Source organism: Janthinobacterium sp. BJB446, assembly GCF_002735655.1.
GTDB classification, from domain to species: Bacteria; Pseudomonadota; Gammaproteobacteria; order Burkholderiales; family Burkholderiaceae_D; genus Janthinobacterium; species Janthinobacterium lividum.
Genome location: NZ_PDZK01000010.1, coordinates 22,542 through 48,237, shown reverse-complemented (window position 1 = coordinate 48,237; position 25,696 = coordinate 22,542). Strand labels below are relative to the sequence as shown.

Sequence of the window (25,696 nt, the reverse complement as noted above, 5' to 3'; positions counted from 1 at the left end):
AATTTTTAATGCATGACATTGTTGGCCAGGAAAATATCTGAGGCGGATTGATCGTATGATGAATAAACTACAGGCTTTCGGTTTAATTGTTTCCCAGGCGGTGCGCGGTGAATTAACATTTCCCACAAGTGTTAATTCCGCACTGCAATTGCAATTGGCCCTGGCTGAACCGGATTGCCATATCGACCATGCCATCAAACTGGTACTGGCCGAGCCCTTGCTGGCGGCGCGCACGGTCGCGTTGGCCAACTCGGCCGTGTACAGCCGCGGCGATGCGGCGCCCGTGACCAGCGTGCGCGCCGCCGTCATGCGCATGGGCTACCGCAATCTGTACGCGCTGGTGGCGGCCATGGTGGTGCGCCAGTTCGGCAGCAAGATCATCGACCCCATCCTGCGCCAGAAGGCGACACAGCTGTGGGAGCACACGGCCCACGTGGCGGCGCTGGCGCACGTGCTTGCGCGCCGCGTGACGCACGTCGATGCCGACACGGCGCTGTTCGCCGGCATCGTGCATGAGGTGGGCGGTTTTTACCTGCTGTCGCGTGCCGATGAATTCCCCGGGCTGCTCGATGACGATGCGGATCACTGGATGGAGTCCGCCGAAGAGATCATTTCCCGCGAAGTCATGAAGAAGCTGCTGATCCCGGCGGCCGTGAGCGAGGCCATCGAAGGCTTGCGCGATGGCTTGCTATCGATCCCGCCCGATTCCCTGCTCGATACCTTGTTGTTGGCCAAGCAACTGTCGCCCGTGCCGTCGCCCTTGCAGGTGACGTACGTGGAAATGCTCACCCCATCCGATTCCGTCATCGATTTCATTATCGACAACGAGACCCTGCAAAGCATCCTGGCCGAATCGGCCGAGGAAGTGCGCTCGATGAGTGCCGCGCTGCTGGTGTAATATCAAACGCTCAGGCGAAAAAAAACGGCAACCCCGTCAAGGGTTGCCGTTTTGCTTTCAGGTGCGGTCGCTTACTTCTGTTGCGCGATCCACCGGTCGACCTTGGCTTCCAGCAGTTTCAAGGGCAGGGTGCCGTCGCCGAGTACCACTTCGTGGAACTTCGGCAGGCTGAACTTGTCTCCCAGCGCTTGCTGCGCGCGCTGGCGCAGTTCGACGATCTTCAGCGAACCGATCTTGTAGCCCAGGGCCTGGCCAGGCCACGCCATGTAGCGCTCCGTCTCGCTTTTCGCCACGGCGTCATAGCCGAGGGTATCGCGCATGTACTTGATCGTCTGTTCGCGCGTCCAGCCCTTGGTGTGCAAGCCCGTGTCCACCACCAGGCGCACGGCGCGCAGCATCTCGTCGTTCAAATGGCCGAAATACTGGGCCGGATCCTCGAACAGGCCCATTTCCTTGCCCAGGGTTTCCGCATACAGGGCCCAGCCTTCCGTGAAGGCATTGTTGCCGCCAAAACGGCGGAAGTTCGGCAAGTCCATCTCTTGTACCAGCGCCAGGTGGAAATGGTGGCCAGGCTTGCCTTCGTGCAGGAACAGGGTGGTCATGCCCGTGTCGCCATACAGTTTCGGATCGGTGACGACGGACCAGAACACGCCGGGGCGCGAACCGTCGGCGGCCGGCGCCGTGTAGTGGTCGGCGGCCGTGTCGCGGCTCAGTTCAGGCTCCAGGCGCAAGTCCAGCGGCGCCTTCGGCACCAGGGTGAACAGGGCGGGCAATTTGCTGTCGAGCAGCACGTTCAGCTTGCGGTAGACGTCGAGCACTTCCTGTTCCGTCTTGAACGGGCGGTATTTTGCCTGTTCCGAGACCCACACGGGCAAGCCGGCAGCCGGGCCGTTGTAGCCCATCTTCGGGCCAACGATCGCATATTGTTCCTGGATGCGCGCCACTTCCTTCAAGCCGATGGCGTGGATCTGCTCCGGCTTCAAATCCGTGGTGGTGCTGCTGGCCACGCGCGCCTGGTACCAGGCTGCGCCATCGGGCAGGGCGCTCCAGCCGCTGCTCGCGCGGCCGGCCGGCAGGTAATCGCGTTCCATGAAGGTGGCCAGGCGCTGCAGCGCGGGCATCAGTTTGGCCCCGATGATGACGGTGTAGGTTTGTGTCAGGCGCGCCTTGTCCGTGTCGGAAAAGCTGGCCGGCAAGTTCTTGATCGGCGTGTAATAGACGCTGTCCTGCGGCGTGGCGCTGACGAGCTTTTTAAATTGCGGCAAGGCCGATTCCGTCAGCGCCTTCGGCAGCACGATGCCCTTTTGCATGCCGACTTTCATGTTGGCGATGGCTTGGTCTATCCAGCCCGGCAACTGGCCAATACGGCTCAGGTAAGCGTCATACTCCTTGACCGTGGTCAAAGGCTGCGATGCCTCGCCGCCCGCATAGTTGGCCAGGGTGACGGGCATGCTGTCCATCTGGTTCAAGGGCAGCAGGTATTCGGGGAAGCGCTCGAAGCTCAGTGCCGTGGCCAGTTCATAGTCGAGAATATCGTAGTTGATCTGGTCCTGGTGCGACAGCTGTGCGCGGGCAATGCTGCGCAGGGTCTTCTGGTACTGGCGGTACAGCGCGAACTGTTTCGCGCGCGCGGCGGGCACGATGGCTGAACCGAGCTGGTCGTCAAAACGGTTGTCGCCGCTCTCGGTGGCATTGATCGGCTCGAAACGGGCCAGCGCATCGTAGTACTGATCGGCCACGACCTGCAATCGCTGCTTGGCTTGCGGCGCGCTGACGGCGACGGTTTTGGTAGCGGGCTGGGCCGCTTGCGCCATGGGCGCATGGGCGAGCAACAGGGAGATGGCCAGGGTGCCGAGGGTGCCGGCGGCAATACGATGCTTCATGCGCGATGTCCTTTGTAAGGAAGGGGAATGAACGGAGGCGTAGCGAGGTCGGGGTGGCCGGTCGCGATGGAACAGCCGGGGCGTAAGCATACGCGATTGCCCAGTGCGTTTGGACAAATTATTGGGGAGGAATGTTGCTATTTGTCCGCTGGCGCGACCACGGCTTTCATCGCCTGCCAGTGCTGGCTGTTCAAGGGGACGCAGGCGGGGCAGGGCGTGGCGGCGATCAGGCTGCGGATCTGCTGCGCGCGCGCCGCCGTCTGCGGGTGAGAGGAAATCCATCCCGGCACGCTGGCCTTGTCCTTGTCGTCGAGCTTCTGGAAAAAGCGCAGCATGCCGTCGGGACGGATCTGTGCGCGCTGCAAGGCAAGCAAACCCAGGCGGTCCGCCTCTTCTTCCATGTCGCGGCTGAAATACAGGGTGCCGGCCTGGTGCGCCAGCATGGCGGCCACGGCGCTGATGTCGCCGATGGTCACGCCCACCAGGGCGCCCCAGCCCAGGCTGCTGATCATTTGCCGCAGCGAATGGCGTTGCTCCACATGCTGCACTTCATGCGCCAGCACGCCGGCCAGTTCGCCCGGGTCGGCTGCCTGGCGCAGCAAGCCCGTATGCACGACGATGATGCCGCCCGGCATGGCAAACGCGTTGACCGTGTCGTCCTGCTTGACCAGCCAGCGGTACTGGTAGCGCGAACCGGCCGTCAGCTTGCGGCCGATCTCCTGCACCGTCTGCTGCGCCACGCCGCTTTCGCTGATGCCGCCCTGCGCGCGCACTTGTGCCAGGGCCAGTTCGCCCAGTTGCTTTTCCGTCGACAGGGGAATCAGCCCTGCCAGCGCGCCAACGGCATGGCCGCCCTGCCACCACAGCAGGGCGGCGGCGATGATGGTCGCGCCCGTCAAGCCGGCGAGCCAGCCCGATACTTGCCGTCGGTTGCGCTGGCGCTCGCCCCACAAACGCTGCAGTTGCGGCTGCAGCGCGGCCGGCGCTTCGCGCAAGACGGTGGCGATGTCGTCCGCTGTCAGCGGCTTGAGCGAGGCTTGCCGGCCTTGGCCGTCGAGCCAGTTCAGGAACAGTTCCGGTCCGTCGACACCGCCCACGCTGACGACCAGCTGCGTCACATCGACAGTGGAGCCGGGTGCATCGATGGCCAGCTGGCTGCCGAAGAAGTGCGCGCTGACGGCCGTGCCGGCGGAGCCGCCATCGGGGCCGGCCAGCAGTGCCTGGAATGGCGTCATGCCACCGCCTCGGCAAAGCGGCTTTCGTACAGGGCTGCCATCAGGTCGGACTGGCTGATGATGCCGGCCAGGCGCTCTTCATCGTCGAGGATGGGAATGTGATGGTAGCCGGCATCGGCCATCAGGGGCACGAGGTCGATGATGGGCGTGCCCAGGCGGGCCGTGTGCGGCGACGGCGTCATCAGCTGGCCCACCACTTCCGGTTTGTCGCTGTGGGACAAGCCGCTGCGCTGCAGCAGGCCGCGCAGGCGCTGGCGCATGCCTTGATAATCGTCGAGGCCGCCGTGGCGCAGGAAATCCGTCTGAGTGATGATGCCGATGACGCGGCGCGCCCGGTTCAGCACGGGCAGGGCGCCCACCTGATGCTCGCGCATGGTGCGCCAGGCAACATCGAGCGGCGTGCCGAATTCCACGCTGAGCACGTCTTTCGACATGATGTCGGCGCAGGTGACGACGCCGAAGCGGCGCTGGTAGGCGCGCATTTCCGTTTGCAGGAAGATGGCCTGCAAGTCGTCGCGGCTGATGTCGAGCACTTCGCTGTGCTGGCGCAGCACGGCATCGAGGTCGTCCGGCGAAAAGCCCAGGCGGTTGCTGGGTACCTCATCCTTGGTGTCGTGCGGATGCGGCGCGACCAGTTGCTGGATGTGCGGATAGCGGCGCCCCGTCAGGTTGTTGTACAGCACGGCGCAAGCGACCAGCACGGCGGAATTGAACAGCACGGTGATGAAGACGAATTCGAAGCCGGCCGCATGCACGCTGGCGCCGCCAACCACCGTGGTCAGTGCCACGGCGCCGCCCGGCGGATGCAAACAGCGCAGGGCAAACATGGCGCCGATGGCCAGGCAGGCGGCCAGCGCCGCCACGCCCACGCTGGGGCCCAGCCATTTCACGCAGGCCATGCCGACCAGGCCGGAGACGACATTGCCACCCACCACGGACCACGGTTGCGCCAGCGGGCTGGCCGGCAGGCAGAACAGCAGGACGGCCGAGGCGCCCATGGGTGCGATCAGGTAGACGCTGGCGCTGTCGGGGGCCAGCAGGAAATGGCAGATCAGGCCCGTCAGCAGCAAGCCGCAGATGGCGCCCGCGCAGGCGCGTAATTGTTCGCGGCGGCTGCCGTTGTTCGGTTGCGGCAGCCAGCGTGCCAGGAAAGAAGTCGTCATGGGGGAGGGCGCGTTCGGGCCGCGTTGCTCAGTGTGAGCCCCATATTATCCCATGCGTTCCATTTCGCTGCCTGCGGGCACTAATCCTCGGCGCAGACGGCCTGCAAGCCATGCTGTGCCAGCAAGTTCTTGGCGGCCTCGACGCTGGACGGCTCCGGCTGGCTGCTGGCGCAGGCATAGATGTCATTGAGGACCGTCTCAGCATCCTTGTGCGTGACGGCGGCCATCAGCTCGGCCAGGTTGCGGTCGGAAAAGTGCTCATACAGCAGGGCCAGCACGGCGAAATACGCCGTGTCTGGCATGCCGCCGGAATAGGCGCTGCGCAGCATGCGCGCGGCGCCGGACAAAATCGGGGGCAGGGTATCTGGCGTGCTCAAGCGGCTTCTCCTTGGCGGTGCTTATACGTTTTCCGCATAAGCACAGTGCAATTAAATGGTGGATATTTCCTACAAGCAGGCATATTCTAGACAATCACGCCCGCTGGCAGTTGTTCAGCTGGCCTTACGATTTCTCTCAGGAGCCCCGCATGCGCGTTTCCCGTTTCGTTTCCCTTTTCCTTGCCAGCCTGCTGCTTGCCGGCACCGCCGTTGCCGCCGCCCCCACACCGGGCAACCCTGTCGCCACGCCGCATTTGCCGTACAACGCGGCGGCCGACGCCAAGGCCGACGTGGCGCGCGCGCTGGCCGAGGCCAAGACGGCGCACGTGCCTGTCTTGCTGATCTTTGGCGCGAACTGGTGCGAGGATTGCCGCGCGCTCGACAGGGCCTTGAAGGAAGGCAAGAACGCTGAGTTGATGCAACAGCAGTTCAAGGTCGTCAAGGTCGACGTGGGTAACTTCGACCATAACCTCGATGTGGCGCAAGCCTATGGCAATCCGCTCAAGAAAGGCATCCCCGCTGCCGTGCTCGTATCGAGCGACAACAACCAGGTGCTGTACGCCACCAAGGGTGGCGAACTGGCAAATGCCCGCCGCATGAGCGAAAGCGGCATTTATGATTTCTTCAAGCAAGCGGCGAGCGTGAAGTCACCTGCCCTGTAATTTCCTTAAAACTCTTCCCGCGCATCGCTGGCCGGCACTGTCGGGCGGGACGGCGTGGGCAGCATGGGCTTGTGCGCCGGCGGCTGCGGTGCCACATGCCCGCTTTCTTCCAGCTTGAAGACGCTGACCACCTGCGCCAGCCGCCCAGCCTGATCCTGCAGGGATTGGGCTGCTGCCGCCGCTTCTTCCACCAGGGCCGCGTTTTGCTGGGTGGCGTCATCCATCTGCGTGACCGTGGCATTGACTTGCGCGATGCCCTGGCTTTGCTCCTGGCTGGCCGAGGCGATTTCGCCCATCAGGTCGGCGACTCTCTGGACGGAGACGACGATGTCCTGCATGGTGGCGCCGGCCGAGTCGACCAGCTTGCTGCCCGCTTCCACCTTGCTGCCCGAGTCGACGATCAAGTCCTTGATTTCCTTCGCCGCCTGGCTTGACCTCTGCGCCAGGTTGCGCACCTCGGTCGCCACCACGGCAAAGCCGCGGCCCTGTTCGCCCGCGCGGGCCGCCTCGACCGCCGCATTCAGCGCCAGGATATTGGTTTGAAAGGCAATGCCGTCGATCACGCCGATAATGTCGGCGATCTTGCGCGAACTTTCCGTAATCGCGCCCATCGTCTGCACGACTTGCCCGACCACTTCGCCGCCCTTGACGGCGTGGCTCGACGCCGACACCACCAGCTGATTGGCCTGGCGCGCATTGTCCGCGTTCTGTTTCACCGTCGACGTCAGCTCTTCCATGGCTGCCGCTGTTTCTTCCAAGCTCGACGCCTGGGCTTCCGTACGCGCCGACAGGTCCAGGTTGCCAGACGCAATCTGGCTCGATGCGCTGGTAATGGCCCCGGTACTGTCGCGAACTTCGCGTATCGTCACGTTCAGCGATGCGACGAAGCGGTTGAAGGCGGCGGCCAGCGCACCGACCTCGTCTTCCGATTCGACAGGCATGCGGCGGCTCAGGTCGCCATTCCCGCTGGCGATCTCGCTGAGCATGTCGGCCGCCCGCGCGACGGGGGCGGCGATGGCGCGGCTGATGACATAAATGATGAGCAGGGCGATGCCGCCACCGACCAGGCCGGCGATCAGGGCGGCGATCAGGGCCGATCGCGTCACATTGCCCAGTACTTCCGCTTCCGGTACTTCAGCCATCACATACAGATTCAATTCCGGCACGAAGGAAGCGGCGACGAACTGGCGTCCCGCGGGCGCGTCATAGATGGCGTACGCGTATTTTTTGCCCGTCAACAGGCTCTGGCTCAGGGTATCGCTAAAGCCCGGCAAATCCTTGAGTAGATGCTTGCCGTCGGCCAGGGCCGTGTCGCGGTGCACCAGCAGCACGCCGTTGGCGCGCGACAGGTAGACATGCCCCGTCTGGCCGATCTTGTAGCTGCGGATGGTGTCGACCAGCGCATTGATGGACAGGCCCAGGCCGGCTGCGATCTGCTTGCCGCCCGCCGTTTGGCCACGCGCATTCAGGTACAACATCAGGTCGCTGGAGTTTTCCGCCTTGTCGATGTCGAGCGTATAGGCCTTGTCGCCGGCCAGCAAGCCATAAAACCACTGGTCGGCCGCCTGGTTCTTGTCCAGGGTGCGCAGCAAGCCGTCCGTGGTGAAGTATTTGCCCGTGCTGGCGGAAGCCCAGTTGATCGAGGCCGCCTTGTTCTTTTCCTTGACCACGCTGGCGTAGCGCTGGAAGGTGGCGATGCCGCTGTCGGGCAAGCCAGCGTCTTCCCAGTCTTGCAGGTAGACATCGTTGGCCATGGTCTGCACCACGGACAGCGGCTGGCTGATCTGGCGCAGCACGTCGTTGCGGATCTCGCCCAATTGCGCCGGCAATTCCTGGCTGACGACGCGTTCGCGCACGTAGCCGCTGCTCATGCGCACGCTGAGGAAGGACGAGATCGCCATGAAGAGCAGCAGGCACAAGCCCATGCTGAACAGGAGTTTTTTCTGGATGGAGAGGCGGCGGAGCAGAGACATGGAAGACCTTGGATGGTGGCCTGCACAAGGTGCAGAAAAGCGGGCAGACAAGCGGACAGTATACCGGCCGCGCTGTGCGTCCCGCCGCACCATTGCTGCTTTTCGTTCATTTATGTTGCATTGCAGCAACGTGATTTTCCACGTCCGCCCGGCGTGGATGGAAAACGCTTCAGGCAGGCAAGCCGTGGGCGATCAATTCCAGCGGCAATTCCGTGCTGCATTTGATCTGTTCCATGGAAAAGGCGGAGGACACGCCCGTCAGCTGCACGGCCTTGATGAGCTTTTTATAGAAGGTATCGTAGCCCTTGATGTCGGTGGTGACGACTTTCAGCAGGTAGTCGATGTCGCCGCTCATGCGGTGGAATTCCTGTACTTCCGGCAAGACGATGACGGCGGCGGCAAAGCGGCGCAGCCATTTCTCATCGTGCTGGCCCGTGCGCACGCTGACGAAGACGGTCACGGGCAACCCCACTTTTTGCCGGTTGATGATGGCCACGCGGCTCTCGATATAACCCTCTTCCTCCAGGCGCTTGACCCGTTTCCAGCATGGCGTGCTGGACAGACCGATCTTCTCGCTGAGGGCGGCGATCGACAGGGTGCCGTCCTGCTGCAGGGCTGCGAGGATGGCGCAGTCGAATTTGTCGAGCGAGGTGTTTGGTGAATTCATTTTATTATTCCGGTTTTTATGGCATGAACATGCTGCATAGTACCGTAGTTGCAGTGTCTTTTGGCATATCTTCACGGGCGGGTGCCGGTAGACTGTTCATACGTTCCAGCCGCAGGTGCTGCCCCTTTATTTATAGAATCCCCAGACTGCCATCATGAAAGAAATCTACCTCGACAGCAATGCCACCACCTGCGTGCTGCCCGCCGCCGTTGCCGCCGCCCGGCAAGCGATGGAGCAGGGCTATGGCAATCCCAGCAGCACTCATGCCACGGGATTGCAGGCCAAGGCCATGATGGATGGCGTGCGCCGGCGCGCCAGCGGCTTGCTGGGCGTGGGCGACGGCCGGTTGATGTTCAATAGCGGCGCCACCGAAGGTATCCAGACGGCCGTGCTGTCCGCCCTGTGCGCGCTGCGCGAACGGCGCGATGCGGGCAAGCGCATCGGCAGCCTGCTGCTGTATGGCGCGACCGAGCACAAGGCCGTGCCGGAAAGCCTGGCGCACTGGAACCGCTTATTGGGCCTGAACCTGGAAGTGCGCAAGCTGCCTGTCGATGCGCAAGGGCGCCACGATCTGCAGGCCCTGGGCGCGCTGATCGGCGACGCCGCCATGCTGTGCACGATGGCGGCGAATAATGAAACGGGCGTCGTCAGCGATTTGTCCGCCATCGCCCAGTTGCTGCAGGAACGGGGCGCCGACGCCTACTGGATGGTCGATTGCGTGCAGGCGCTGGGCAAGCTGAAACTGAACCTGGCCGCCACGCGCATCGATTACGCGCCGTTTTCCGGCCACAAGCTGTATGCGCCCAAGGGCATCGGCATGCTGTACGTGCGCGCCGGCGCGCCGTTTACGCCCCTGATGATGGGCGGCGGCCAGGAAGCGGGCCTGCGCTCTGGCACGGAAAACATGGCCGGCATCGCCGCGCTGGGCGCCGTGCTGGCCGCGCTCGACGATGGCAAGACCTTCCGCAGCCACGCCGACCTGGCCGCTTTCCGCGAGCAGCTGGTGGCCAGCCTGGAACGGGCGTTTCCCGGCATCGTTTTCAATATGCCGTTCGACTTGTCCTTGTCGACGACGCTCAATTTTTCCGTGCCGGGCCTGTCCTCAAAGGAGCTGCTGGACCTGTTCGACGCGGCGCGCGTGCGCGTCAGTTCGGGCAGCGCCTGCTCCGCCGCCAAGGCGCTCCCCAGCTATGTCCTCGAAGCGATGCACGTGCCGCAATGGCGCGCCAGCTCGGCCATCCGCCTGTCGTTCGGCCCCCTGATCGACGCGGCGACGATAGCCGCTGCCTGCGCGCGCATCGAGCGTTGCGGCGAGGCCCTGCGCAGCAGCTGTCTGCTGCCGTCGGCGCTGGCGCCATCGCCGCAGGACGGCGCGCAGGACGGCATAATCCAGCTGAGCGTGGATGGCCAGTGCACCTGGCTGATCAGCAACGCTGCCAGCGCCAGTTGTGTCGTCATCGATCCGGTCGCCGCGCTCGTGCCGCGCCTGGCCGCCTTCATCCGCTGCCAGCAGCTGGCCTTGTGCGCCATCGTGCACACGGCGCCGCCAGCCGACCATGGCGTGGCGCGCCTGGCATTGCTGCAGGAACTTGCCATCGAACAGGTGGGCCGCATCGATATCGACGGTGAGCTGGCACTGGGCCAGCAGCGCCTGCGCCGCGTCGAGTGTGGTGAAAACCATGTGTACCTGCTCGATCAGCGCTTCGCCTTCATCGGCAACCTGGCGCCCGAGGCGCTGGCGCCCCTGCTGGATGCGGCGCTGCTGACGCAAGGCACCGTGCTGTGCGCGTCAGGCGACGACGGCAGCATTTGCGGCACCGTACGCAGCGTGCAGGAAGGTATCGTGCCTGCCGCCGAACTGCAGCTCGATGCGGCCGCCTTGCCCGCCTTCCTGCGCCAGCATCCCGACGCCATCCTTGTCGATGTGCGCGAAGCGTATGAACACGCGGCTTGCGCCGGCACGGTATTCGAGGGCTGCGCCGTGCGCAGTGTGCCGCTGAGCCGCCTGGCGGGCCAGGTAGCCGCGTGGCTGCAGCAGCCGCAGCGCCCGCTGGTCTTTTTCTGCCGCAGCGGCAACCGCAGCGCGCGCGCCGCCGCCTGCCTGCGCCGCCTCGGTCACGGCGCGGCATGGCAACTCAACGGCGGCATGGCGATGGCGGAGGCGACGCGCCACCCGCTGGCCATCGCTGCCTGAGCGGCTTGAACTTTCTTTCGTGAAATATTGCACCGTGCCATCATTGGCACGGTGCTGCTACTCATTTCCCTCTGTTCATTTCCTCCAGGAATTTTTCTCCCGTTTTACTCGCTGATTTCTTTGCCGGCACGCCCCTAAAGCGCCGGGTATGTACGCTAGCGCACGGTCTTGCGCACAGGGCGCCCCTACGATGAAGTTCAGAAAATCTCCCTATACCCTGAGATTCGTCGCAACGCTCCGGCGCTTCGCTTTCCGTCTTCGCCAGTGTCCGATCGTGTTCTTCAGACTGGGCCAGCGTGACGGCGGCCGCTGGCTGCCTGCGCGCACCTAGCGAGGCCAAGTTGAAAGAGTACACAGCAGTTGTCACGCAGCAGATCAAGGAACAGATTTCCAAAGTCAGGGAAATCTTCCGCGACCATTCCCTCGCACCGGACACCTTCGACGCCGCGCGCGACGACGCCTTGCCCCTGCGTTCCGAATTATTCAGCGCCATCCAGATGGCCGCCCACGGCAAGCACGTGGCCGCCGGCCATGCGGTAGGTCGGCATCATGGCCGCGACCGCCTGCTGGCGCGCCTGGCCGACAATGCGGCCCTGATCACGGCTACCGTCAACGAGCTGACGGCCACGGTGAAAAGCGGGCGCCAGGTCACGCCCGCCTCGGAATGGCTGCTCGATAATTTTTACCTGATCGAAGAGCAGATCCGCACCACGCGGCGGCATTTGCCGAAGAACTACAGCAAGGAGCTGCCACGGCTGACCTCTGGGGCGGATGCTGGCTGTCCGCGCGTGTACAAGATCGCGCTGGAAATCATCTCGCATGGCGATGGCCGCGTCGACCTGGAAAACCTGTGCCACTTCGTCGAGGCTTACCAGGACGTGGCCACCTTGACCCTGGGCGAGCTGTGGGCCGTGCCCATCATGCTGCGCCTGGCCCTGATCGAAAACCTGCGCCGCGTCGCCGTACGCGTGGCCGATGACCGCATGCAGCGCGACCTGGCCAATACCTGGGCCGACCAGATGACGGAGATCGCCGAGCGCAATCCCAGCGGCTTGATACTGCTGGTGGCAGACATGGCACGTTCGAATCCGCCGATGACCAGCGCCTTCGTGGCCGAATTGTCGCGCCGCCTGCAGGGACAGAGTTCCTCGCTGACCCTGGCGCTATCGTGGCTGACGCACAAGCTGGCCGAGTCGGGCCTCACCATCGAGCAGCAGATCCAGTCCGAGATCGGGCAGCAGGCGGCCGACCAGGTGTCGATCGCCAACAGCATCGGCAGCCTGCGTTTTCTCGGCACCATGGATTGGCAGGAATTCGTGGAAACCATGAGCGTCGTCGAGCAGACCCTGCGCCTGGACCCGGCCGGCACATATGGCTTGATGGATTTCGCCACGCGCGACAGCTACCGCCATGCAATTGAACGCATCGCCAAGCGCAGCGCGCGCAGCGAAGTGGAGGTGGCCGAGATGGTGGTGCAACTGGCGCACACGCACGGCAACGGCAATGACGCGCGCCGCGGCCACATCGGCTTTTACCTGGTGGGGCGCGGCGTGCTGGTGCTGGAAAAGCAGGCCGGTGCCAGGCTGCCTTTCATCGAGGCGCTGCAGCATACGGCGCGCGCCGCGCCGCTGGCCGTCTACCTGGGCGCGATTTCGTTCCTGACCCTGGCGACGAGCGCCTTGCTGCTCGAGCGCGCCGTGCGCCATGGCGTGCAGGGCTGGCCCCTGGCGGCGCTGGGCGCGCTGGCGCTGCTGGGCAGCAGCCAGCTGGCCGTGGCCGTGGTGAACTGGCTGGCGACCCTGATGACGTCGCCGCATCCGCTGCCGCGCATGGATTACCAGGCCGGCATTCCATCGGATGCGCGCGGCATGGTCGTCGTGCCGACCCTGATCTACAGCCAGGAAAACGTGGCGGCCCTGTGCGAGGCGCTGGAAGTGCGTTATCTCGCCAACCGCGATCCGAATTTGCGCTTTTGCCTGCTGACCGACTTCGTCGACGCGGAAGCGCAAACCATGCCGGGCGACGAAGCCTTGCTGCGCCAGGCGCAGGAGACCATCCGTGGCTTGAACGAGAAATACCGCGTGGAGGGCGTGGCGACCAAGGAAAACGGCGACCCGGCCGACCCGGAACAGCTGGGCCAGGTGGGGCCGTTCCTGCTGCTGCACCGTCCGCGCCTGTGGAATTCGCAGCAGAATGCGTGGATGGGGCAGGAGCGCAAGCGCGGTAAATTGTCCGACCTGCACGCATTTTTGCGGGGCGGCGCGCGCGACAAATTCTCGCTGGTGGAAGGCGAGTTGCGCGGCCTGCGCACGATCAAATACGTGATCACGCTCGACACGGATACGCAGCTGCCGCGCGACGCGGCGCGCGAATTCATCGCCACCATGATGCACCCGCTGAACCGTCCCGTGCTGGACGCGGCCGGCACGCGCGTGGTGGCCGGCTACGGCATCTTGCAGCCGCGCGTGGCCGTGGCGCTGCCCAGCGCCAACGCCTCGCGCTATGAACTGCTGTGCGGCGGCGAGCCGGGCATCGACCCCTACACGCGCACCGTCTCCGACCTGTACCAGGACGTGTTCTATGAAGGCTCTTTCATCGGCAAAGGCATCTATGACCTCGACATGTTCGAGCGCGTGCTGGGCCAGCGCCTGCCCGACAATAAAATCCTCAGCCACGATTTGCTGGAAGGCTGCTACCTGCGCGCCGGCTTGCTGAGCGACTCGCAGCTGTACGAGGAATATCCGGCCCGCTACGACGCCGACGTGAGTCGCCGCCAGCGCTGGATCCGCGGCGACTGGCAGCTGATCGGCTGGCTGCTGGGCCGGGTGCCGGGCCGCGCCGGCAAGCGCGAACGCAATCCTTTGTCGATGCTGTCGCGCTGGAAGCTGTTCGACAACCTGCGCCGCAGCGTCGTGGCGCCGGCCACCACCTTGTCGCTGCTGCTGGCGTGGGGCTTCCTGCCGCAGGTGGCATTCTGGAGCGCGGCCGTGCTGGCCATCATCTTCCTGCCGCCCGTCTTTTCAGCCCTGTACGATTTGCTGCGCAAACCGCGCGACACCCTTTGGCGCCAGCACCTGGCCGCCTTCGAGCGGCGCTGCGGCGTGCAGTTTTCGCACGCCATGCTGACCCTCGTCTTCCTGCCGTATGAAGCGTGGATCAGCCTGGACGCCATCGTGCGCACCCTGTGGCGCCTGGGCGTGTCGCACAAGCACTTGCTCGACTGGCGCGCGTCGAATCTGCATGTATCGTCGGGTTCGCAGGCCGACAGCTGGCGCGCCATGTGGTGCTCGCCCGCGCTGGCGCTGGCCGCCTTCGGCGCCTTGCTCTACTGGCGTCCCGAGGCCTTGCCCGCCGCCGCCGTGGTGCTGCTGCTGTGGCTGGCCGCACCCGCCATCGCCTGGTGGATCAGCCGCCCCATCGAGCGTGCCGTGGCGCGCCTGTCGGCCGAACAGGGACGCTTCCTGCATGGCGTGGCGCGCAAGACCTGGGCCTATTTCGATACCTTTGTCGGGCCGGACGACCACTGGCTGCCGCCCGATAACATGCAGGAGCATCCGAACCTGGTGGTGGCGCACCGCACCTCGCCGACGAATATCGGCCTGGCGCTGCTGGCCAATTTGACGGCCTACGATTTCGGCTACCTCACCCTGGGCCAGTTGATCGAGCGCAGCCGCGCCACCCTGCACAGCATGGGTGAGCTGGAACGTTTCCAGGGCCACTTCTATAACTGGTACGACACGCAGACCCTGAAGGCGCTGCAGCCGATGTACATCTCGACGGTCGACAGCGGCAACCTGGCCGGCCATCTGCTGACCTTGCAGCCGGGACTGGTGGAACTGTACGACGCCCCGATCATCGGCGCGCAGGTGGTGCAGGGCATCCGCACGACGGCGCAGGTGCTGCAGGAATTCATCGCCGCCGAAGGCGAGAGCAAGGCCATGCGCGAGAGCATGAGCCTGCTGCAGGCGCAGGCCGCGCCCGCCAGCCTGGCCGAATGGCATGCCTATCTCGCCGCCGCGAATGGCGCTGCCGACGCGCTGCTGTCGCTGACCTTGCAAAGCGAGGATGGCGAGCTGTCCATGTGGAGCGGTGCGCTGGCGCGCCAGTGCCGCGCGGCGCTGGCCGAGTTGCTGCAGCTGGCGCCATGGGCGGCGCAGGCGGGCGTCGATCCGGCGTGGCTGCGCGTGCCGACCCTGCGCGAACTGGCCAACCTGGAAACGCCGGAAGGCACGCCTTCGGAGCTGGCCGCCTTGCTGGCGCAGGGCCGCGAACAGGCGGGCCGCCACATGCGCGATATCGCCCACGCGGCGGGCCAGGCGCGCGACTTCGCGCAGATCGAGTACGCGTTCCTGTACAACCCATCGACCAAACTGCTGGCCATCGGCTACAACGTCAGCGAGCGGCGCCTGGACCCCAGCTACTACGATTTATTGGCTTCCGAAGTGCGCCTGGCCAGCTTCATCGCCATCGCCCAGGGCCAGCTGCCGCAGGAGCACTGGTTCGCCCTGGGCCGCCAGCTGTGCATGGTGGCCGGCCAGCCCGTGCTGCTGTCGTGGAGCGGCTCGATGTTCGAGTACCTGATGCCGCTGCTGGTGATGCCGAACTACCCGAATACCCTGCTTGACCAGACCTACCACTCCGTCATCGAGGCGCAGATCGACTATGGCCGCCAGCGCGACGTGCCATGGGGGATTTCCGAATCCGGCTACAACACGGTCGACGCCAGTTTGAACTATCAATACCGCGCCTTCGGCGTGCCGGGACTGGGTTTGAAACGGGGCCTGGCCGACGATCTGGTGGTGGCGCCATATGCCAGCATGATGGGCCTGATGGTCCAGCCGGAAGCGTCTTGCCAGAACCTGCAGCGCATGCAGGCGGCCGGCTACATGGGCCGTTACGGCTTCTTTGAAGCCATCGATTTCACGACGGCGCGCCTGCCGCGCGGGCAGGGCAGCGCCATCATCCGCTCCTTCATGGTGCACCACCAGGGCATGGGCTTTCTGGCCCTCAGCTACCTGCTGCACGACCGTCCGATGCAGCGCCGTTTCGAGTCCGATCCGCTGCTGCAATCGGCCTTGCTGGTGCTGCAGGAACGCACGCCGCAGGCCGGCGCGTTCTACTCGAACACGGCCGAACTGGCGGTGCTGCGCAGCGGCGCGCCCGAGCAAGCCATGCCGATGCGCATCCTCACGCAAGCCAACAGCGCCGTGCCGGAAACGCAGCTGCTGTCGAATGGCCGCTACCACGTCATGGTGAGTAATGCGGGCGGCAGCTACAGCCGCTGGAAAGACCTGTCCGTGACGCGCTGGCGCGAAGACAGCACGCGCGATAACTGGGGCAATTTCTGCTACCTGCGCGACCTCGACGACGGTGCCGTCTGGTCCACCATGTACCAGCCCACCTTGGCCGAACCGAAGAAATATGAAGTGATCTTTTCCGAGGGGCGGGCGGAGTTCCGCCGTGCCGACCATGGCCTCGACCTGTACACGGAAATCGTCGTCTCGCCCGAGGACGACATCGAAATCCGCCGCACGCGCATCAGCAATAATTCGAACCGCCAGCGGCGCATCGAGATCACCAGTTTTGCCGAAGTGGTGATGGCGCCGGCGGCGGCCGATGCGGCCCATCCCGCGTTCAGCAAGCTATTCGTACAGACGGAAATCCTCGCGCATGAAAAAGCGATTTTATGTACGCGCCGGCCCCGCTCCAAGGAAGAGCAGATGCCGTGGCTGCTGCATGTGATGACGGTGCACGATATCGAGCGCTACGAAGTATCGTTCGAGACGGACCGCGCGCGTTTCATCGGCCGCGGCAATACGGTGCAGCTGCCGCAGGCGCTGCAGGAAAGTGGCCCGCTCAGTGGCGGCCACGGCTCCGTGCTCGATCCCATCGTGGCCATCCGCTATGTCATCACGCTCGAACCCGACCAGGCCGTCACCGTCGACAGCGTCACCGGCATGGTGGAGCAGCGCGACGCGGCACTGCACCTGATCGACAAATACCAGGACCGCCACCTGGCCGACCGCGTGTTCGAACTGGCCTGGACGCACAGCCAGGTGGTGCTGCGCCAGTTGAATGCCAGCGAAGCGGACGCGCAGCTGTATGCGCGCCTGGCCAATGCCGTGATCTATCCGAATGCGGCCCTGCGCGCCGAGGCCAGCATCCTGATCAAGAACCAGCGTGGCCAGTCGGGCCTGTGGGCGTATGCCATTTCCGGCGACTTGCCCATCGTGCTGCTGCAGATACGCGACGCGGCCAATATCGAACTGGCGCGCCAGATGGTGCAGGCGCATGCCTACTGGCGCCTGAAAGGCCTGATCGTCGACCTGGTGATCTGGTATGAAGAGCAGTCGGGCTACCGCCAGCTGCTGCACGACCAGATCATGGGCTTGATCGCCTCGGGCATCGACGCGCAGGCGATCGACCGCCCGGGCGGCATCTTCGTGCGCCTGGCCGAGCAGATCGCGAACGAGGACCGCATCTTGCTGCAATCGGTGGCACGCGCCATCATCAGCGATCTGCGCGGCACTCTGGCCGAGCAGGTCAAGCGTCCGCCGAGCCCCGTGCTGCGCATGCCGCCGCTGCTGCAGGACCCGGCCCGCGAACATGGCGGCGTGCCGCACCGGGCGCAGGCGCGCGAGCTGATCCTGGAAAATGGCCTCGGCGGCTTCACGCCCGATGGCCGCGAATACGTGATTACCACGGGAGAGGGCAAGCAGACGCCGGCGCCGTGGTCGAACGTGCTGGCCAATGCGCAATTCGGCACGGTGGTGTCCGAAGCCGGCCAGGCGTATACGTGGAGCGAGAATGCGCATGAATTCCGCCTCACGCCATGGCAGAACGACCCCGTGTCCGACCTGTCCGGCGAAGCGTTCTATGTGCGCGATGAGCAAACGGGCCAGTTCTGGTCACCCTCGTCCCTGCCCGCGCGAGGCAGCGGCGACTACGTCACGCGCCACGGCTTCGGCTACAGCGTGTTTGAACACAGCGAGGGCGGTATCGCCACGGAACTGTGCACCTATGTGGCGCTCGATGCGGCCGTCAAATATTCGGTCATCAAGGTGCGCAACGACAGCGGCGTGCCGCGCCGCCTGTCCGTCACGGGCTATGTGGAATGGGTGATGGCCGACCTGCGCGCCAAGTCCGGCATGCATGTGGCCACGGAGGTCGACACGATCAGCGGCGCCCTGTTTGCGCGCAATAACTACAATACGGAGTTTTCGGGCCGGGTCGGCTTCTTCAATACGGATGCCAGCATCCGCTCCATCACTTGCGACCGCAATGAATTCATCGGCCGCAATGGCAGCCTGGCGCAGCCGGCCGCCTTGCGCCGCGTGCGCCTGTCCGGCAAGGCGGGCACGGGACTGGATCCGTGCGCGGCCATCCAGGTACCGTTTGAATTGCAGCCGGGGCAGGAACGTGAAATCGTCTTCCTGCTCGGCGTGGGCGGGCGCCGCAATGCCGACGCCAGCACCATGGTGCAGCGCCATGCGGGCAAGGATGCGGCCCGCAGTGCGCTCGACGCGGTGCGCGCGCACTGGGAAGGCACTCTGGGCGCCGTGCGCATCGAAACGCCCGATCCATCGCTGGACGTGATCGCCAATGGCTGGCTGATGTACCAGACCATCGCCTGCCGCCTGTGGGCGCGCAGCGGCTACTACCAGTCGGGCGGCGCCTATGGTTTCCGCGACCAGCTGCAAGATGCGATGGCGATGATCCACACGGCGCCGCAGCTGCTGCGCAATCACTTGCTGCTGTGTGCGGCGCACCAGTTTGTCGAAGGCGACGTGCAGCACTGGTGGCATCCGCCATCGGACCGCGGCGTGCGCACGCATTGCTCCGACGATTACCTGTGGCTGCCGCTGGCCGCCTGCCGCTATGTGATCGCTACGGGCGACGTCAACGTGCTGTCGGAAGTGGCGCCCTTCATCGAGGGCCGCGCCGTCAAGCCGGAAGAGGATTCGTATTACGACTTGCCCGTGCGTTCGGGCGAGTCGGCCGACCTGTACGAGCACTGCGTGCGCGCCATCCGCCATGGCTTGCGCCTGGGCGTGCACGGCTTGCCGTTGATCGGTTCCTGCGACTGGAACGACGGCATGGACAAGGTGGGTGAACATGGCAAGGGCGAGAGCGTGTGGCTGGCCTTCTTCCTGTACGAAGTGCTGCAGCGCTTTGCCGAGGTGGCCGTGCTGCGCGGCGATGCTGCGTTTGCCCAGTTCTGCCGCGACGAAGCCGTGAAACTGGCGGCCAGCGTCGAGGAACATGCGTGGGATGGCGAGTGGTACCGGCGCGCGTATTTCGACGACGGCACGCCATTGGGTTCGCACACGAACGAGGAGTGCCAGATCGATTCGATTTCGCAAAGCTGGGGCGTGCTGTCGGGCGCGGCCAACAAGGAGCGGGTCGCCGGCGCCATGCGCCAGGTCGATGCGCGCCTGGTGCGCCGTGATTCCGGCGTGATCCAGCTGCTCGATCCGCCGTTCGACAAAGCCGACCTCAATCCCGGCTATATCCGCGGCTATGTGCCGGGCGTACGCGAGAACGGCGGCCAGTACACGCATGCGGCCATCTGGACGGCGATGGCGTTTGCGCGCCTGGGTGACGGCGAAAAGGCGTGGGAATTGCTGCGCATGATCAATCCCGTGCGCCATGGCATGGACGCACAGGCGGTGGCGCGCTACAAGGTGGAACCGTATGTGGTGACGGCCGATGTGTATGCCGTCGCGCCGCACGTGGGACGCGGCGGCTGGAGCTGGTACACGGGATCGTCGGGCTGGCTGTACCGGCTGATCGTCGAATCCCTGCTGGGCTTGACGCGTGAAGCGAACGTGCTGCGCATGGCGCCCACCATGCCGGCCGAATGGGACAGCTTCAAGCTGCATTACCGCTTCGGTGCCAGCAGTTATGCCATCACGGTGGAGCAGGCGCAGGGGCGGCCTGCGGGATTGTCGCTCGATGGCGTCGCGCAGGGCGGCAACAGCATTGCCTTGCGCGACGAGGGCCGCGAGTATGCGGTGCTACTGCTGCTCTAGTATTGTCCAGGTGTCGTGTTCGGGCCGGCGCCGGCCAGCCAGCAGGATCAAGCCGGCGCCGAACAGCAGCAGGTCGCGCGTGCGTACTTCGGGCGCGGACTGCGCTGCTGTCTGGCGGTGGTAGTTCAAGGGTATCGCCAGGGCGGCGATAGGCTGGCTGGCGCAAGCGGCCAGGCACAGCGCCGCCACTTTTCTGTTTAACTGCATACATTCCTCAAGAAGGCGCGCTGCCCGCTCGGGATGGGCGCGCCGGTACTCATGTCGCCGACATTGTAATTATGAGCATGAATATTGTAAATGAGAAATTATATAAAGCTGCCTCAGAACCCTAGTGCCGCGCCCGCACCCAGCAGGGTGGCTACGCCCAGCACGGCAAAGACCAGCGCCGCGATGCCGTGCACGAGGCGCAGCGGGACGCGATTGGCGATCCTGTCGCCCAGGTAGACGGCCGGCACGTTGGCCAGCATCATGCCGAAGGTGGTGCCCAGCACAACAGAGACAATGTCGTGATAGCGCGCCGCCAGCGCTACGGTCGCCACCTGCGTCTTGTCTCCCATTTCCGCCATGAAGAAGGCGATCAGAGTGGTCAGGAAGACGCCATACCTGGCCAGCTTCGTTTCGCCTTCATCGAGCTTGTCGGGGATCAGGGTCCAGGCGGCCATGGCGAGGAATGATACGCCCAGTACCCAGCGCAGCACATCGGGCCCCAGCATGCTGGTGATCCAGGTACCGACGGCGGCGGCAAACGCGTGATTGGCGATGGTGGCGACGAAGATCGCCAGCACGATGGGCAGGGGCTTGCGGAATTTGGCGGCCAGCAAAAAGGCCAGGAGTTGGGTTTTGTCGCCGATTTCAGCGAGACCGACGATGCCGGTGGAGATGAGGAATGCTTCCATGAGATTGCAAGAGTACGCGGGCCGGACGAATTAACCAATGATCCACGGGCGACTCCGGCCCATGCGGCCGCCCTGGATCAATGGTCTCGTCAAGTTCTGCAACCACCTGCACCATGGCCTGCGGGCCAATCATGTTGATACAGGTTCCCGCGGCAGGACCGCGGGACGACTACTCCCCAATGTTCGAGGCGCATCATACGCCAATGCCCGCGCCGGCGCCAGTACCGGCGGGGCACGGCACGGCCTGGTGTGTGGGACTTCGACAACAATGATCGATTTGCAAACAGACTCGACTTAGAATGCAGTGTGCCCACGACTCCCAGATGGAATGCGCCATGCCGGTCCTTGTCCGCTTGCTTGCCTTATGTGTGACCTTGTTTGCTCCCTTGCCGGGCCTGTGCGCCGCCGCGCCCTTCGACGACAAGTTCCGCCAGCTGGAAGAACTGCTGCCTACGCCGAATGCCTACCGCACGGCGTCCGGCGCGCCGGGTCACGCCTACTGGCAGCAGCGCGCTGATTACGTGATCCGCGCCACGCTCGATGAGGCACGGCGCGCCATCACGGCCAGCGAACAGATCACCTACCACAACCGCTCGCCCGACAGCCTTGCGTACTTGTGGCTGCAGCTGGAGCAGAATGGCTTGCGCCAGGATGCCGACCAGCGCCGCGTATTGAGCGCGCCATCGCGCCAGGCCTGGTTGAGTGGCAGCGAGGACGAAGCGCTGAAATTCGAGGACTTGCGCGCCATCCATGCGGGCCGCGAATTCGACGGCGGCTTCAAGCTCACCGCCGTGAAAGCGGCCAACGGCAAGCCGCTGCCGCATGTGGTCAACCAGACCATGCTGCGCATCGATCTGCCGGTGGCGCTGGCGCCTGGCCAGAGCGTCACTTTCAGCATCGACTGGTCGTATCAGATCAATGACCAGAAGGTGCTGGTCGAGCGCTCCGGCTATGAGTACTTTGAAGACGACAAGAACGCGATTTTCCAGATCGCGCAATGGTTCCCCCGTATGGCTGCGTATTACGACGCCGTCGGCTGGCAGCACAAGCAGTTCCTCGGCTCCGGCGAATTCACCTTGGAGTTTGGCGATTACGAGTTGTACCTGACGGTGCCGGGCGACCATGTGGTGGCCGCCACGGGCGAACTGCAAAACCCTGCTAGCGTGTTGAGCGCGGCGCAGCGCGAACGCCTGGCGCGGGCGAAGAACAGCAATACGCCGCTGCTGGTGATCACGCCCGCCGAGGCGCTGGTGGCGGAAAAGAGTAAAGCGGTGGGCATGAAAACCTGGCACTTCAAGGCGGCCAATGTGCGCGACGTGGCGTGGGCCTCGAGCCGCAAGTTCATCTGGGATGCGCAGGGACTGGACAGCGGCGGCAAGCGCGTGATGGCCATGTCCTACTATCCTAACGAGGGCAATCCGCTGTGGCAGCAGTACAGCACGCGCGCCGTCGTGCACGCGATCGAGCAGTACAACAAGTACAGCTTCGACTATCCGTATCCGAACGCGATCTCCGTCAATGGCGCCGTCGGCGGCATGGAGTACCCGATGATTGCGTTCAATGGCGGACGCCCCGTGAAGGACAAGAAGACGGGAGAACTCACGTATTCGAAGACGGCCAAATATGACCTGATCGGCGTGATCATCCACGAGGTAGGCCACAATTATTTTCCCATGATCGTCAACTCGGACGAGCGCCAGTGGACGTGGATGGACGAGGGCCTCAATTCCTTCCTGCAGTACCTGGCCGAGCAGGCGTGGGAAGAGCATTTCCCCTCCTGGAATGGCGAGCCGCGCAAGATCGTCGACTACATGCGCAGCCAGAACCAGGTGCCCATCATGACCAATTCCGAGTCCTTGCTGCAGTTCACGGCGAATGCCTACGACAAGCCGGCCACGGCACTCAACATCCTGCGCGAGACCATACTGGGGCGCGAATTGTTCGACTTCGCCTTCAAGCAGTACGCCTTGCGCTGGAAGTTCAAGCGCCCGACTCCCGCCGACTTTTTCCGCACCATGGAAGACGCTTCCGGCACGGACCTGGACTGGTTCTGGCGCGGCTGGTTCTATACCACGGACGCGGTTGACATCAGCATCGACGGCATCAGCGAATATGGCGTGAGCACGAAGAATCCGGAAGTCGAGAAAGCGTGGAAGAAGGCGCAGAAGGCCGCGCAGCCCATCTCGATCTCGGACCAGCGCAACAAGGCGCTGCCGAAGAAGGTCGATGTCGATCCCGCGCTGAAGGATTTCTATAACCGGCACGATGAATTCACGGTCACCAACAAGGACCGCAACAGCTATGCGGAAGAGCAGGAAGCGCTGGAGCCGTGGGAGAGACAGCTGCTGGAACAGCGCAACATGGGCAAGCATCTGTACCTGGTCGACTTTTCGAATCTCGGCGGCCTGGTGATGCCGCTGATACTGGAGATCGAACTGAAGAGCGGCAAGAAGATCATCGAACGCGTGCCTGCCGAAGTGTGGCGCTATGCGCCGCACAAGATCAGCAAGGTCATCGTCACGGACGAGCCGATGGTGGGACTGGTGCAGGACCCGTACTGGGAGACGGCCGATATCGACACCAGCAATAATGCGTGGCCGAGAAAAATCACGCCGTCGCGCCTCGAACTGTTCAAGCAGGACCGCGACAAGAACAACCTGATGAAGGATTTTAATGCGCCGCTGAAGGCACCCGAGGCCAAGCCGGAAGCCAAGGCCGAGACGAAATAGGGAAACGGCGCCGGCCAGTCCGGCGCTTTTTTCTGCCGGCCTGCGCCGGAAGTGCTATTCTGCGCGACGCCCCGGCGCACACGGACCGGGGCTTTCGCAAATCATTCAAAAGACGACCATGCAAACTTTGACCTTCCTGCGCGCGCTGGGCTGTGCGCTACTTTGCCAGGTAACCCTGGCCGCGCACGCCGACCCCCTCAGCTACGCGCGCTACGACCAGGTGCGCACGCGCGACCTGCAGCTGGACCTGAAAGCGGACTTCAAGCAAAAGACCCTGTCCGGCTATGCGGAGCTGTCCTTGAACTGGATCGATCCGGCGGCGCGTACCCTGGTGCTCGATACGCGCGATTTGTCGATCGCGAAAGTGCAGGTACAGGACAAGCGCGGCGCATGGCAGATGGCGCCGTACCAGCTGGACAAGGCCGATCCGGAAAAAGGCCAGGCGCTGCGCATCACCACCACGGGCCAGCCGGGCAAGGTGCGCGTCTACTATCACACGGCGCCGAACGCCATCGCGCTGCAGTGGCTCACGCCGCAGCAAACCATGTCGGGCAAGCTGCCTTTCATGTTCAGCCAGTCGCAAAGCATCAACGCCCGCTCGTGGGTGCCGTCGCAGGATACGCCGGCCGTGCGCTTTACGTACAGCGCGCGCATCGAGGCGCCAGCGGGCATGCGCGTCGTGATGAGCGCCGAGAATGACGAAAAGGCGACGGGCAAGGGCGGCTGGAAATTCAGGATGCCGCAGCCGATCCCCTCGTACCTGCTGGCCATCGCCATCGGCGAACTGGAAGTGCGCAAGCTCGGTCCCCGCTCCGCCGTGTATGCCGAGCCGCCGCGCATCAAGGCGGCCGAATACGAGCTGGCCGACACGGAAAAGATGATCCAGGCAGCCGAAGCGCTGTACGGTCCGTATGGCTGGGGCCGCTACGACATGATCGTGCTGCCGCCATCGTTTCCCTACGGCGGCATGGAAAACCCGCGCCTGACCTTCCTCACGCCGACCATGATCGCGGGCGACCGCAGCCTGGTCGACCTGATCGCGCATGAACTGGCCCACTCGTGGTCGGGCAACCTGGTCACCAATGCGTCGTGGAAGCACATGTGGCTCAACGAAGGCTTCACCACCTATGTCACCACGCGCATCGTCGAGCAGCTGTATGGCAGCGAAGTGGCGCAGATGGGCGTGCAGGTGGACCAGGAAGAACTGGCCGCCTCGATCCGCGAATTGCCGGCAGCAAAAACGGCCTTGATCACGCGCGATGCGGACGCCAATCCCGCTGAAACCTACACGGACGATGGCATCATCTACCCGAAAGGCGCCTGGTTCCTGGCCACCATGGAGCGCCGTGCCGGCCGCGCCGTATTCGACCCCTTCCTGCGCGGCTGGTTCGACCAGCACGCGTTCCAGAGCGTGACGACGGAGCAGTTCATCGCCTACCTGCGCAAGAACCTGCTGGCGCAGCATCCGGACGTGATGCCGGAAGCGGAACTCGATGAATGGCTGTATGGCACGGGCGTGCCGGCCAGCGCGCAGCGCGTCGTCTCGCCGCGCCTGGCACTGCTCGACCAGCACCGCGACGCCTGGCTGAAAGGCGAGCTGGCGACCAAGGACCTGGGCATGGACAAGTGGATCGCCATCGAATCGATGCACTTCCTGAACGATATCAACAACAAGGCCAGCGCAGCGCAATTGCGTGAGCTGGACCAGGCCTACGGCGTGGGCAAGAGCGGCAACAATGAAGTCGCTTACCGCTTTTATCTGGCCTCCGTGAACGCCGGCTACGATGTGCGCCAACCCTTGCAGGCATTCCTGATGAGCGTGGGCCGCCAGAAGTTCGTCGTGCCCCTGTACAGCGCCTTGATGAAGACGCCGCAAGGCCATGCCTGGGCCAAGGACGTGTATGCGAAGGCGCGTGAACGCTACCACCCGGTGACGCAGGAGAGCGTCGATAAATTGATGGCCGCGCAAGCGCATTGAACCTTCTTT

14 protein-coding genes and 1 riboswitch are annotated in these 25,696 nt (G+C 64.2%); of the genes, 6 read left to right on the top strand and 8 right to left on the bottom strand.

Features of this window, described 5'->3' with window-relative positions:
• Nucleotides 1-58: 58 nt before the first annotated feature.
• Nucleotides 59-898, top strand: coding sequence for an HDOD domain-containing protein (locus CSQ92_RS28180; protein WP_070259968.1), 840 nt, complete (start codon nucleotides 59-61; stop codon nucleotides 896-898).
• Nucleotides 899-969: 71 nt separating this feature from the next.
• Here the strand turns inward: CSQ92_RS28180 and CSQ92_RS28175 are convergent, their stop codons facing one another.
• The 4 genes from CSQ92_RS28175 to CSQ92_RS28160 form a co-directional block, all read right to left on the bottom strand.
• Nucleotides 970-2,781, bottom strand: coding sequence for a DUF885 domain-containing protein (locus CSQ92_RS28175; protein WP_099396037.1), 1,812 nt, complete (start codon nucleotides 2,779-2,781; stop codon nucleotides 970-972).
• A 137-nt stretch (nucleotides 2,782-2,918) separates the two neighbouring features.
• Nucleotides 2,919-4,016 (bottom strand): M48 family metallopeptidase, encoded by a 1,098-nt coding sequence (locus CSQ92_RS28170; protein ID WP_099396036.1) that lies wholly within the window; start codon nucleotides 4,014-4,016, stop codon nucleotides 2,919-2,921.
• Entirely contained in the window at nucleotides 4,013-5,179 is a 1,167-nt protein-coding gene (locus CSQ92_RS28165; protein ID WP_034783256.1) for an HPP family protein, read from the bottom strand. The genes CSQ92_RS28170 and CSQ92_RS28165 overlap by 4 nt, the downstream gene beginning before the upstream one ends.
• Nucleotides 5,180-5,259: 80 nt before the next feature.
• Nucleotides 5,260-5,556, bottom strand: a complete 297-nt coding sequence (locus CSQ92_RS28160) for a DUF3349 domain-containing protein (RefSeq protein WP_218964101.1) — start codon at nucleotides 5,554-5,556, stop codon at nucleotides 5,260-5,262.
• A 149-nt stretch (nucleotides 5,557-5,705) separates the two neighbouring features.
• Between CSQ92_RS28160 and CSQ92_RS28155 the strand changes: the two genes are divergently transcribed.
• Complete coding sequence (locus CSQ92_RS28155; RefSeq protein ID WP_034783258.1) at nucleotides 5,706-6,218, top strand: thioredoxin family protein; 513 nt, start codon at nucleotides 5,706-5,708, stop codon at nucleotides 6,216-6,218.
• 5 nt (nucleotides 6,219-6,223) lie between these two features.
• Here the strand turns inward: CSQ92_RS28155 and CSQ92_RS28150 are convergent, their stop codons facing one another.
• Nucleotides 6,224-8,191, bottom strand: coding sequence for a methyl-accepting chemotaxis protein (locus tag CSQ92_RS28150; RefSeq protein ID WP_099396035.1), 1,968 nt, complete (start codon nucleotides 8,189-8,191; stop codon nucleotides 6,224-6,226).
• A gap of 169 nt (nucleotides 8,192-8,360) precedes the next feature.
• Complete coding sequence (locus CSQ92_RS28145; RefSeq protein WP_099396034.1) at nucleotides 8,361-8,858, bottom strand: Lrp/AsnC family transcriptional regulator; 498 nt, start codon at nucleotides 8,856-8,858, stop codon at nucleotides 8,361-8,363.
• Nucleotides 8,859-9,012: 154 nt separating this feature from the next.
• Between CSQ92_RS28145 and CSQ92_RS28140 the strand changes: the two genes are divergently transcribed.
• Together CSQ92_RS28140 and CSQ92_RS28135 are read left to right on the top strand one after the other, a co-directional pair.
• Entirely contained in the window at nucleotides 9,013-11,052 is a 2,040-nt protein-coding gene (locus tag CSQ92_RS28140; protein ID WP_099396033.1) for an aminotransferase class V-fold PLP-dependent enzyme, read from the top strand.
• A 404-nt stretch (nucleotides 11,053-11,456) separates the two neighbouring features.
• Nucleotides 11,457-20,084, top strand: coding sequence for a GH36-type glycosyl hydrolase domain-containing protein (locus tag CSQ92_RS28135; RefSeq protein ID WP_099396042.1), 8,628 nt, complete (start codon nucleotides 11,457-11,459; stop codon nucleotides 20,082-20,084).
• On the opposite strand, the gene CSQ92_RS28130 is transcribed toward CSQ92_RS28135, so the two are convergent.
• Nucleotides 20,070-20,291 carry a hypothetical protein gene (locus CSQ92_RS28130; RefSeq protein ID WP_070278878.1) on the bottom strand — a complete coding sequence of 74 codons (222 nt, stop codon included), beginning with the start codon at nucleotides 20,289-20,291 and terminating at the stop codon, nucleotides 20,070-20,072. The two genes, CSQ92_RS28135 and CSQ92_RS28130, sit on opposite strands and share 15 nt — an antisense overlap.
• A gap of 113 nt (nucleotides 20,292-20,404) precedes the next feature.
• Complete coding sequence (locus CSQ92_RS28125) at nucleotides 20,405-20,980, bottom strand: TMEM165/GDT1 family protein (protein WP_070278880.1); 576 nt, start codon at nucleotides 20,978-20,980, stop codon at nucleotides 20,405-20,407.
• Nucleotides 20,981-20,990: 10 nt separating this feature from the next.
• Nucleotides 20,991-21,170, bottom strand: a riboswitch (yybP-ykoY riboswitch).
• 145 nt (nucleotides 21,171-21,315) lie between these two features.
• On the opposite strand from CSQ92_RS28125, the gene CSQ92_RS28120 reads away from it, so the two are divergent.
• Complete coding sequence (locus CSQ92_RS28120; protein ID WP_099396041.1) at nucleotides 21,316-23,709, top strand: M1 family aminopeptidase; 2,394 nt, start codon at nucleotides 21,316-21,318, stop codon at nucleotides 23,707-23,709.
• A gap of 118 nt (nucleotides 23,710-23,827) precedes the next feature.
• Nucleotides 23,828-25,687: a M1 family metallopeptidase gene (locus CSQ92_RS28115; RefSeq protein WP_034783265.1), complete on the top strand. Its 1,860-nt coding sequence runs from the start codon at nucleotides 23,828-23,830 to the stop codon at nucleotides 25,685-25,687.
• Nucleotides 25,688-25,696: the final 9 nt, after the last annotated feature.